This window comes from Pelomonas parva (genome assembly GCF_043555835.1).
GTDB lineage: Bacteria > Pseudomonadota > Gammaproteobacteria > Burkholderiales > Burkholderiaceae_C > Pelomonas > Pelomonas parva.
Window position 1 is genome coordinate 519631 of sequence record NZ_JBIGHV010000002.1, and the last position, 11397, is coordinate 531027.

The 11397-nt window shown below is 69.9% G+C and carries 9 protein-coding genes; 5 read left to right on the top strand and 4 right to left on the bottom strand.

Annotation, left to right across the window (positions count from 1 at the left end):
• Positions 1-121: 121 nt before the first annotated feature.
• From urtA to urtE, 5 genes are all read left to right on the top strand, one after another.
• Positions 122-1378, top strand: coding sequence for an urea ABC transporter substrate-binding protein (gene urtA, locus ACG00Y_RS05925; RefSeq protein ID WP_394476885.1), 1257 nt, complete (start codon positions 122-124; stop codon positions 1376-1378).
• Positions 1379-1512: 134 nt separating this feature from the next.
• Positions 1513-3054 carry an urea ABC transporter permease subunit UrtB gene (gene urtB / locus ACG00Y_RS05930; protein ID WP_394476887.1) on the top strand — a complete coding sequence of 514 codons (1542 nt, stop codon included), beginning with the start codon at positions 1513-1515 and terminating at the stop codon, positions 3052-3054.
• A complete protein-coding gene (gene urtC / locus ACG00Y_RS05935) occupies positions 3051-4097 on the top strand; it encodes an urea ABC transporter permease subunit UrtC (protein ID WP_394476889.1) in 1047 nt (348 codons plus the stop codon). The genes urtB and urtC overlap by 4 nt, the downstream gene beginning before the upstream one ends.
• Complete coding sequence (gene urtD / locus ACG00Y_RS05940) at positions 4094-4927, top strand: urea ABC transporter ATP-binding protein UrtD (RefSeq protein ID WP_394476890.1); 834 nt, start codon at positions 4094-4096, stop codon at positions 4925-4927. The genes urtC and urtD overlap by 4 nt, the downstream gene beginning before the upstream one ends.
• The gene (gene urtE, locus ACG00Y_RS05945) at positions 4917-5621 is read left to right on the top strand and encodes an urea ABC transporter ATP-binding subunit UrtE (protein WP_394476892.1); all 705 of its coding nucleotides are present in this window, start codon (positions 4917-4919) and stop codon (positions 5619-5621) included. Before urtD ends, urtE begins: the two co-directional genes overlap by 11 nt.
• Positions 5622-5648: 27 nt before the next feature.
• Here urtE and ACG00Y_RS05950 read toward each other — a convergent pair whose 3' ends face one another.
• The 4 genes from ACG00Y_RS05950 to ACG00Y_RS05965 all read right to left on the bottom strand — a co-directional run bounded on the left by ACG00Y_RS05950 (position 5649) and on the right by ACG00Y_RS05965 (position 11348).
• Positions 5649-6428, bottom strand: a complete 780-nt coding sequence (locus ACG00Y_RS05950) for a PEP-CTERM sorting domain-containing protein (protein ID WP_394476893.1) — start codon at positions 6426-6428, stop codon at positions 5649-5651.
• A gap of 2 nt (positions 6429-6430) precedes the next feature.
• The gene (locus ACG00Y_RS05955) at positions 6431-8335 is read right to left on the bottom strand and encodes a hypothetical protein (protein WP_394476895.1); all 1905 of its coding nucleotides are present in this window, start codon (positions 8333-8335) and stop codon (positions 6431-6433) included.
• 111 nt (positions 8336-8446) lie between these two features.
• Positions 8447-10732 (bottom strand): protein kinase domain-containing protein, encoded by a 2286-nt coding sequence (locus tag ACG00Y_RS05960; protein WP_394476896.1) that lies wholly within the window; start codon positions 10730-10732, stop codon positions 8447-8449.
• Between the two features lie 4 nt (positions 10733-10736).
• The gene (locus ACG00Y_RS05965) at positions 10737-11348 is read right to left on the bottom strand and encodes an ECF-type sigma factor (protein ID WP_394476898.1); all 612 of its coding nucleotides are present in this window, start codon (positions 11346-11348) and stop codon (positions 10737-10739) included.
• Positions 11349-11397 lie beyond the last annotated feature (49 nt).

Sequence of the window (11397 nt, forward strand, 5' to 3'; positions counted from 1 at the left end):
ATAACGGTGTTGTGTGGGGGTGCCCTCGTGGGGCGTGAGGAGTTCACGAGCTGGCACGGGCCTTGCGGACATGCCATCCGGCTACCTCGCTCCCCTCAAATCCAACCTGGAGGCTTACCCGATGCTTCGCCGTTCCGCACTTGCCCTGGCCGCTGCTGCCACCGCTGCTCTCATCACCCCCGCCGCCTACGCGGCCGACACCATCAAGGTCGGCGTGCTGCACTCGCTGTCGGGCACCATGGCCATCTCCGAGACGGTGTTGAAGGACACCGTGCTGATGGCCATCGACGAGATCAACGCCAAGGGCGGCCTGCTTGGCAAGAAGCTGGAGCCTGTGGTGGTGGACCCGGCCTCCAACTGGCCGCTGTTCGCCGAGAAGGCCAAGCAGCTCATCTCGCAGGACAAGGTCGCCGTCGTCTTCGGCTGCTGGACCTCGGTGAGCCGCAAGTCGGTGCTGCCGGTGTTCGAGCAGACCAACTCGCTGCTGTTCTACCCCGTGCAGTACGAGGGTGAAGAGCTGAGCAAGAACGTGTTCTACACAGGTGCCGCGCCCAACCAGCAGGCCATTCCCGCCGTCGAATACCTGATGAGCAAGGACGGCGGCGGCGCCAAGCGCTTCGTGCTGCTGGGCACCGACTACGTCTACCCGCGCACGACCAACAAGATCCTGCGCGCCTTCCTGAAGAGCAAGGGCATCCCCGACGCCGACATCATGGAGGACTACACCCCCTTCGGCCACGCGGACTACCAGAGCATCATTGCCAAGATCAAGAAGTTCTCGGCCGAAGGCAAGAAGACGGCCGTCGTGTCGACCATCAACGGCGACTCCAACGTGCCCTTCTACAAGGAACTGGGCAACCAGGGCCTGAAGGCGACGGACGTGCCGGTGGTGGCCTTCTCGGTGGGTGAGGAAGAGCTGCGCGGCGTGGACACCAAGCCGCTGCAAGGCCACCTGGCCGCGTGGAACTACTTCATGTCCATCAAGGCGCCGGCCAACGATGGCTTCATCAAGAAGTGGAGCGCCTACGCCAAGGCCAAGGGCATCGCCGGCCACAAGGACAAGCCGCTGACCAACGACCCGATGGAAGCCACCTACATCGGCATCAACATGTGGGCGCAGGCCGTCACCAAGGCCAAGAGCACCGACACCGACAAGGTCATCGCCGCCATGGCCGGCCAGACCTTCACGGCGCCCTCGGGCATCACGTCCAAGATGGACGAGAAGAACCACCACCTGCACAAGTCGGTCTTCATCGGCGAAGTGAAGGCGGACGGCCAGTTCAACGTGGTGTGGAAGACCCCCGGCCCGGTCAAGGCCCAGCCGTGGAGCCCGTACATCCCCGAGAACAAGGGCAAGAAGGACGAGCCGACGAAATAAGGCTCAACCCCGCCGCAGCGATTGCTGCGGCCTGATGGGGTGCTGTCCGTGGACCGGCGTGGCCGGGTCCGCGGCAGCCACTGCAATGGCGCGCGCACCGTGCGTGTCACTTGTTTGCGTTCGCTTGGATCTTCATGATCAAACGACTATTGATCGGCTGGTGTCTGTCACTCCTGGGCTTGGCGGCCTGGGGGGCACCGCCGCCTGAGCTGCTGAACCGCATCGCCGCCGGCGACAGCGACGACCGTGTCGCCGCGCTGAACGAGGCCGTGGCGCAGGCCGACCCCGCGCTGGCCGACTACTTGCAGGCCTTGCTGGACGGCCGCGTGCGGCTGCGCGAAGGGAAGGCCGTCGTGGCCGCCGAAGGTGCACCGCTGCCCGATGGCGACGAGCCGATGCTCAACAACCGCCTGCGCCGCGAGATCGACTCGGCGCTCGCCGGGCTGGCCCTGCTGTCCACGGACCGCGATGTGCGCGCCAAGGCACTGGTGACGCTGCGCGAGGACGCCAGTGCGGCCAAGCTGCCGCTGTACGAGCGCGCCTTGGCCGCCGAGACCGACACCAAGCTGCGCGATCAACTCGGCGCGCTGGTGGCCGGCGCCAAGCTGTCGTCCACCGACGCCGCCCAGCGCCGCGCCGCTGCCGTCGAACTGGCCGGCAGCGCCGACCCGACGACACGCGCGCTGCTGCTGGAGCGCATCGACAGCGAGACCGATGCCGCCGCCAAGGCCGCGATGAGGAGCGCCATCGACGCCATCGGCGACCGCCTCGCCTGGGGTGAGCGCGCGCAGTTGCTGTTTTCCGGCCTGAGCCTGGGCTCTGTGCTCCTGCTGGTCGCGTTAGGGTTGGCCATCACCTACGGCCTGATGGGCGTCATCAACATGGCCCACGGCGAGCTGCTGATGGTGGGCGCCTACGCCACCTACATGGTGCAGCAGGGCTTCCGCGCCTGGGCGCCCGATGCGTTCGACTACTACCTCTGGATTGCGCTGCCAGCCAGCTTCCTCGCCGCCGCGCTGGTCGGCGCTGCGATGGAGCGCAGCGTCATCCGCTGGCTCTACGGCCGGCCGCTTGAAACGCTGCTGGCCACCTGGGGCATCTCGCTGGTGCTGATGCAGGCGGTGCGCTCGCTGTTCGGCGCGCAGAACGTGGCGGTGGAGAACCCCGGCTGGCTGTCCGGCGGCTGGGCGCTGCTGCCCAACCTGACGCTGCCCTACAACCGCATGGCCATCCTCGTCTTCGCGGCGCTGGTGCTGGTCGGCATGGGCCTGCTGCTGGCCCGCACGCGACTGGGCCTGATGGTGCGCGGCGTCACGCAGAACCGCCGCATGGCCGCGTGCGTGGGCGTCAACACCGCCCAGGTCGACACCATGGCCTTCGCGCTCGGCTCGGGCATTGCGGGCCTGGCCGGCTGCGCGCTGAGCCAGATCGGCAACGTCGGCCCCGACCTGGGCCAGAGCTACATCGTCGACGCCTTCATGGTGGTCGTGCTGGGTGGCGTGGGCCAGCTGGCTGGCACCGTCTACGCGGGCCTGGGCCTGGGTGTGCTGTCCAAGCTGCTCGAAGGCTGGCAGGGCGCCGTGCTCGCCAAGATTGCATTGCTGATGCTGCTCGTCCTCGTCATCCAGAAGAAACCGCAAGGCCTGTTCGCCCTCAAGGGCCGGAGCGTCGAATGAAGCGCGCTGCACTCATCGCCCTCGCGATCACGCTGCTGCTCGCGCCGCTGCTGCATCTGGCCTTCCCGCCCGGCCATGTGCTGCACCTGAGCGAGTTCTATGTCGGCCTGCTCGGCAAGTTCCTTTGCTTTGCCATTTGTGCCCTGGCCTTGGACCTCATCTGGGGTTTCGGCGGCATCTTGTCGCTGGGCCATGGGCTTTTCTTTGCCCTGGGCGGCTATGGCATGGGCATGTACCTGATGCGCCAGATCGGCCGCGACGGCCAGTACCAGTCGGACCTGCCAGACTTCATGGTCTTCCTGAACTGGAAGGAGCTGCCCTGGCACTGGGCGCTCAGCGACTCGCTGGTCGGGCAGATCTTCCTGGCGCTCGCGGTGCCCGGTCTGCTGGCGGCGGTGTTCGGCTATTTCGCCTTCCGCTCGCGCATCCAGGGCGTGTACTTTTCCATCATCACGCAGGCGCTGACGGTGGCGGCCATGCTGCTGTTCTTCCGCAACGAGACGGGCTTTGGCGGCAACAACGGCTTCACCGACTTCAAGCGCATCGCCGGCATGCCGCTGAACACGCCGGGCATGAAGGTGGGCCTGTGCGTGGCCAGCGGGGTGGCGCTGATTGCCTGCTATGGAATAGCCCGCGCGCTCACGCAAAGCCGCTGGGGTCGCATCCTGCAGGCCATCCGCGACGCGGAAGGCCGTGTGCGCTTCCTGGGCTACGACCCGGTGGCCTTCAAGCTCAGTGCCTATGTCATCTCGGCCATGATGTGCGCGCTGGCGGGCATCCTCTATGTGCCGCAGGTGGGCATCATCAACCCCGGCGAGATGAGCCCGGCAGCCAGCATCGAGATGGCCATCTGGGCGGCCGTGGGCGGGCGCGGCACGCTGATCGGCCCGGTCATCGGCGCCTTCTTCGTCAACGGCACCAAGTCGGTCTTCACGGCCGTGTGGCCCGAGGGCTGGCTCTACATCCTGGGCGGGCTGTTCATCGCCGTCACGCTGTTCCTGCCGCAAGGCCTGATGGGCCTGGCGAAGAGGTTCAAGAAATGACTCCAGAGCTTCTCGAAGCCGGCGCCGAGACCCGCGCTCGCGCCATCACCAGCATCGCCACGTCCGGCGAGCCCGTGTTCAACCAGGGCGTGGCCCTCTACGTTGAAGACCTCAAGGTCGCCTTCGACGGCTTCCAGGCGCTGGGCGGCCTGAGCTTCACGATCGGCGTGGGTGAGCTGCGCTGCGTCATCGGCCCCAACGGCGCCGGCAAGACGACGACGATGGACTGCCTCACCGGCAAGACCCGGCCCGACAGCGGCCGCATCTACTTCGGCAGCAACCTCAACCTGCGCCTGATGAGCGAGCAGCAGATCGCCCGTGCGGGCATCGGCCGCAAGTTCCAGAAGCCCACGGTCTTCGAGGCGCTGTCAGTCACCGAGAACCTGGAACTGGCGCTCGCGGGCGACCGCCGCGCGCGGTTCGCCATGAGCGCGAAGCTCAGCGGCGAACAGCGGGACCGCCTTGACGAACTGCTGAAGACCGTCCATTTGGCTGAGGAGCATGACCGCGTGGCCGGCCTGCTGAGCCACGGCCAGAAGCAGTGGCTGGAGATCGGCATGCTGCTGGCGCAAGACCCCAAGCTGCTGCTGCTGGACGAGCCCGTCGCCGGCATGACCGACGAGGAGACGGAGCGCACGGCCGAGCTGTTCCTGAGCCTGGAGGGCAAGCACTCGCTGGTGGTGGTGGAGCACGACATGAGCTTCGTCGCCACGCTGGCCGGCGAGCACCGCACCGTCACGGTCCTGCATGAAGGCAAGACGCTGGCTGAGGGCACGATGGCGACCGTTCAGTCGGACGAGAAAGTGATCGAGGTGTACCTTGGCCGATGATCTTCTGAAGGTCCAGGACCTGCACAAGCACTACGGTGGTTCGCACATCCTGCGCGGCCTGAGCTTTGACCTGAAGCCCGGCGAGATCACCGTCGTCATGGGCCGCAACGGCGTTGGCAAGACCACGCTGCTGAAGAGCCTGATGGGCGTTGTGCCCGTCACGTCCGGCAGCATCACGCTGGCGGGCGAGAACATCGACAAGTTGAAAACCCACCAGCGCGTGCGGGCCGGCCTGGGCTATGTGCCGCAGGGCCGCGAGATCTTCGGCCGGCTGACGGTCATGGAGAACCTGCAGATGGGCCTCTCCAGCCAGCCCGCCGGTACGCCGCTGCCCAAGGAGTTGTTCGAGCTGTTCCCGGTGCTGGACAAAATGCGCTCACGTCGTGGCGGCGACCTCTCCGGCGGCCAGCAACAGCAGCTCGCCATCGCCCGCGCGCTCGCGCCGGGGCCCAAGGTGCTGCTGCTGGACGAACCCACCGAAGGCATCCAGCCCAACGTCATCCAGGACATCGGCCGTGTCATCAAGCACCTGGCCCACGACAAGGGCTTGTGCGTGGTGCTGGTGGAGCAGTTCTACGACTTCTGCGAGGAACTGGCCGACCAGTACCTGCTGATGCAGCGCGGCGAGATCGTCATGCGCGGGCGGGGCAAGGACATGGCGGTGGATGGGGTGCGCGAGAGGTTGGCGATCTGAGGCGCGGCTCGGGCGGCACTGGCCGCTTCATGCATCGTTGGGTTTCACGTTGCGTCCAGCGGCAGCCCGGCGGGTCGCGCGCCCCTGCGACTGCCGGCCGGCTCGCCGCCGGCTAGCAACTGCGCCGACCACGCCTATTCCACCGACAAGCAGCTCGAACATTGACGGCTCGGGCACCGGCGTGACCGTGAAGCTGAGATAGCTCGACAGATTCGCCCGCGTGACGCCACCACCGACCGGGGCATCGGCAAACGCAACACCTTCGACTTCCAGCCGGTAGATGCCGGGCTCGGCCAGGAAGCTGACCGGCCCCAGTTCGGTGAACCAGCTGGCGGAGGCCCTGTTGGTTTGATCGCTCCACACGTCACGCAGCAGCGTGCGGCCATCCGGCGCGAACAAGGTCAGGCCGTAGGAGAGGCTGCCGGCGCCGCTGCCTGAAGGCAACTGCACACTGCCTTCGACAACATGCCCGAACGTGACCCACTGCGGGCTGTGGGTGTCGGCGAACCGGAACGTCTGGGTCGAGTCGAAGTCAGCCATCGCGCGGCCGGAGCGCGCCATGGCCGCAGCGTTGACGCCGCCACCCGTGCTGCTGGACGACTGCACCGTGACGCTGCCCAGCCCGTCGCGCTCCAGTGAGGTGTTGAAGGGCGCGTCGAAGCGCCGCGTGACGGGGCTGCCGCCCAGAGTCAGGGTGGCCCGGGACTGCATGCTGAGAAGCGCTACGTCGGCTTGCTCGGCGGCCTGCGCCGGCTGCGCCCACATCACCCAGGCCATCACGGCGGCGGCCAGCTGGCGTGAAATCATGATCAGCTCCTTGCGTCTGCAGTCTCGGCGCGACCGGCCAGTCGCCGCCGGCACCACGGCAGCACGGCCACGCCCATCACCAGCAGCGCGGCGGTCCCAGGCTCCGGCACCGCGCTGACGCTGATGCGCCCGCTGGCCAGCAGCTGCTCGGTGTCCAGTTGCCAGCCGTCCAGGCCCTCGATGGTGATGCGGCTGAAGCTGCCGTCGAGCTGGCTGAAGTCCAGCGCCTGCCAGGCATCGCCGGCCTCGGGCGCCCCGCCGTGGAAGCGCAGGCGCAGCTCGCCGCCGGCATGCAGCCGGCCGATGCCGGTCAGCCGGTCGCCGGTCCAGCCGCCTGCGCCGTCGGTGATGTCCAGCGTCAGGCGGGCCTGCTCGCCCAGCCAGACCTCGCTGCCGCTGAACGCCAGGCTGCCAATGCCCACGCCCCGCTCGGCGCCCGGGCTGATGCCGGCCAGGAAGCTGAACTCGCCATCGAAGCGGCCGCTGCCGCTGACCTCGCCGTCCAGCGTCAGCAAGCCGGCGCTGCCTTGTGAGCGGCGGGTGATGACGAGGCCGTCGTTGACCAGGCTGCCCTGCAGCCGGCCGCCGTTGCGGGCCGCCAGCTGGTCACCGGCGGCCAGCGCCATGCCGTTGGCGGCGGCCAGCACATTGCCGCCCACCAGCGTCGTGCGGCTGCCCAGCGCCGCCAGGTCCAGGCTGTCCAGCTGCACGCTCGCGCCCGAGGCCAGGCTGAGCGTGCCGCTCAGGTTGACGGCGCCGGTCTGCGATGGGTCGCCGATTCGCAGCAGGCCGCCGCTGGCGTTGATGGTGGTGGCGCCGCCCACCCGGCCCAGCCACTGGCCGTGGCCGCTCAGCAGCGGCACCTGGCCGCCCAGCACGCCGGCCTTCAGCACGCCGCCGGCCAGGTGCAGCTCGGGCGTGGTGAGCAGGCTCTTGCCGGTCATCGACAGCGTCTGCCCGGTGGCGACGGTGAGCGGGCCATCCACCTTCAGGAAATGATCGGCGTCCAGCGCAATGGCCGGGCCCAGTGCCCCCAACGCCAGCGCGCCCCGGGCGTGGACCGTGCCGCGCACCCAGTCCAGCGTGCCGCCGTCGACGAGGCTGATGCTGGTGAAGCTCAGGTCACCGCCCGACAGCGTGAGCCGGCCGTTGCGGGCGATGCGCAGGTCCTGCGCCTGCAGCTGGGCGGACTTCTGCAGCTCCACCCGCGCGCTCTTGTTGCCGCCGCCGATGGCCAGCGTGCCACCACTCGTCCAGGTGCTGCGCACCAGCTGCATGCGGGCGTTCTCCCAGCCGCCGGTGATGGCGGCGCCGCCTGGCGTGGCGAGCTGGCTGTAGGTGAGGTTGAGGGCAACGCCCTGGCCGTAGTCCAGGTTCATCACCTCGCGCTTGAGTAGAAAGGTGCTGGCAACCGTGGCGTTGATGTCGATGAGGTTGAGCCGGTTGCCGACCTGGCTGGCCAGCTGCAGGGCGATGCCGGCGCTGCCGCCGTTCCACGTCTGCGCGCCGAGAGCCGTGCCTTGCAGCGTGGCCTGGAAGGTCTGCCGCACGCTGCTGCCGTTGTAGAGGCTGCCCTTGAGCTGGATGCGGTTGCCGCTGAGGGTGTAGGCCGTCAGGTCGCTGAAGCTGATGCTGTTGGCCGTGAAGCCGCTGCCGCCGTTGACGAGGCTGGTGGGCCCGCTGGTGTGGCCGAAGCCGAGGTCGTCGGCTTCGCGCAGCGGGGCGCTCCAGTTGGTGTCCAGATCGAGGCGGTTCTTCGGCACGTCGAAACTGCCTTTGCTGCCGCCGGTCCACCAGACACGGGGTGCCGCCGCCGACGGGTTGCCGGGGATCTCATCGACCTGGGCGAAGCCAGGCTGGGCCGCGGCCAGTGCAGCGCACAGGGCCAGGGTCTTGGGTTTGAACATCGTTCTCTCCTGCAGGGGCTGTGTTCGGGCGGCATGCCCGCCTGGGTGGCCTCAACGCAGAAAAGGTGGGGCACCTGTCATCGGCACCGCAAATTCCCTTGAAGTGAGGGGTCAGCGCAAGGGATGTCCTGGCGGCAGCAGGCGGCTGCGCGTGGCGGCTGCGGCAGAGATCAAGGGCGCCGCCTCTGCGCCGCGCTGCCGGGCCTGCAGCCACTGGCCATAGGCGGCCTGGGCCTCGGCCTCGCCCAGCGGGTCGCCGGCGCCCTGCAGGCCGGCCAGCGCCTGGCGGTGCGCCGCCTCGGCGCTGCTGGTGTGACCCATGGCCGCCAGCGCCACAGCCAGCCGGCTCAGGGTCAGCGCATGCACCGGGTTGCCGGTGTCGCCGCCCTGTTCGGCGGCGCTCAATGCCTCACGGTAGGTGGTCACCGCCGCAGGCCAGCGGCCGCGTTGTGCCTGCAGCAGGCCCAGCTCGCGCAGCACGCGGTGCAGATAGGTGGTGTCGGCGCCAAAGCGTTCGCGGGCCAGCGTGGCCGCCTCCTGCAGCAGTGGCTCGGCCTCGTCCAGCCGCTGCTGCGCCATCAGCGTGCGGGCCAGCACCGTCAGCCGCCCATGGTGCAGGCTGGGCAACGCGGGCAGGGTGCGGCCGATGGCCACGGCGCGGCGGGCCTGGACCTCGGCCTCCTGGAGTCGGCCGACCGCCAGCGCCCACAGCGCCAGGTTGTTGTGCAGCTGGGCGACGCGGTTGTGCGTGTCGCCGAACTCGGCGCGGCGCAGTGTCAGCGCGCGCTCCAGGTGGGGCCGGGCGGCGGCGCTGCGGCCGAGGTTGCTCAGCGTCACGCCCACGGCGTTGTGGGCTTCGGCCATGTCGGCGGGCGCGGTGTTGGCCAGCGCCTCGCGCAGCGCCAGGCAGCGCTCGGCAGCAGCGGCGGCGGCCTCATAGCGGCCCTGCCGGTTCAGCGTGAAGGCCAGCTTGTATTGCAGCGCGGCTTCGTGCGCATGGCGGGCCGGGCCGGCGGCGGCCTCCAGCGCTATGGCCTCGCGGTAGGCGCGGACCGCAGAGTCCAGCTGACCAATGTTCTCGTAGACGGTGCCCAGCACGTCCAGCAACCGGGCGCGCTGAGCCGGCTGGTCCTGCAGTTCGCGCTGCAGCTGGTCATGGCCGCGGTCCAGCAGCAGGCGCACGGGGGTGTCGGCGGCGCGCTGGGCGCCGTTGTGGGAGTCGGCGCCCTCGAACAGCCGGGTGACGAAGCGGCTGATCTGCTGCGCCGCCTCGGCCTCGCGACGCGCGTTCTCGCGCTGCTGGGCCAGGCCCCAGGTGAAGGCGCCGGCCATTGCGATGGCGCCGGTACCGGCCAGCAGCACCAGCCAATGCCGCTGCAGCGCCAGCGCGGCGACGTAGCGGCGGCGCGCCGGCCCGGCCGGCCAGGCGCGCACCGGCCGGGCCTGCTGCAGCCGGTGCAGGTCGGCCTGCAGCTCGCCCACCGTGGCGTAGCGTGCTGCCGCTTCGTCGGCCAGCGCCTTGGCGATGACGACGCGCAGCGCCCGACCGCGCAGCCCGGCGGGCAGGCAGCCTGCGACCAGCAGCTGCAGCAGCCGGCCCAGGCTGTAGATGTCGCTGGCGGTGCCAGGTGTTGCGCCGGCCAGCTGCTCGGGGCTGGCGTAGGCGGGCGTCAGCGCCGGCGTGGCGTCGGGCGTGTCGCCCTGGGTGAGCCGGGCGATGCCGAAGTCCAGCAGCCGCACCTGGCCCTCGCTGTCGACGAGCACGTTGGAGGGCTTGATGTCGCAGTGCACGACCAGCCGCGCATGCGCATGCGCCACCGCGTCGCAGACCTGGCCGAACAGCGCCAGCCGCGCCGCCAGGTCGCTGCCGTGCTGCTCGCACCAGCGGTCGATGGGCGCCCCGTCCACCAGCTCCATGACGAGGTAGGGCTGGCCGGCCGGCGTGCTGCCGCCGTCCAGCAGCCGGGCGATGTGCGGGTGGCGCAGGCCGGCGAGGATCTGCCGCTCGCGGGTCAGCCGGGCCAGCGCGTCGGCATCGGCGCGGCCGCGCAGCAGCTTGACGGCCACCTGCTGTTCATAGGCGCCGTCGGCCCGTTCGGCGCGCATGACGCGGCCCATGCCGCCTTCGCCCAGGTCGCCGCGCAGCACCCAAGGGCCCAGCCGGTCGCCGGCCTTCAGCGGCTCGGCCGGCGGCTGCCAGCCGCGTGACGCGGCGGCGATGGGCGCGCCGATGCGGGTGGTCTGGCGGTGCGCCTGCAGCAGCGCCCAGACGTCGTTGCGCAGCGCCTCGTCGGCGTCCGCCGCCTGCAGCGCCTGCCACTGCGCGGCGGCGTCGGGCAGGTCCGCCAGCGCGTCGAACAGCGCCTTGCTGCGGGCGTAGCGACTGGGGGCGGCCACGCGTTCAGAGGCTGGCGCGCCCGAGGCCGGCCGACAACCAGGCACGGGCATGGCGCAGCTCGCGGTCGACGGTGGCGACGGACAGCGACATCAACGTGGCGATGTCCTCGCGCTCCAGGCCGACGAAGTAGGTCAGCTGCACGATCTGCGCGGCGCGCGGGTCCTCGGCCTCGAGCTGCTGCAGCAGGCTGTCGAGCGTCAGCAGGTCGGCGGTCTGCGCCTCCTCGCCCGGGTCGGCAAGCGTCCAGTCAACCAACTGCCAACCGGCGCCGGCCGCGCGCTTGCCGGCCTGGCGGCGGCGCGCATGGTCCACCAGCACCTGGCGCATCGCCAGCGACACGGTGGCGAAGAAATGCTGGCGGTCGTGCCAGTCCGGCGCACCGTTGACCAGCCGCAGCAGCGCCTCCTGCAGCAAGTCCTCCGCGCCCAGCGAGGGGCTGTCCTGCCCGCGCAGGCGCGACTGCGCCAGCCGCATCAACTCGGCCTGCACCCAGGCCAGCAGGCGGCGCAGGGCCTGCGCATCGCCGGCTTGCCAGTCGCGCAGCAACTGGGTCAGCGGGCGGCCATCGGCGGCGGGCGGCGGTGGGTCTGGCGAGGGCGAAGCGATCGGGTTCATGGCGGCGACGGCCGGCATTGTCACCACGACCGCGCCGTTTGAACTCCGC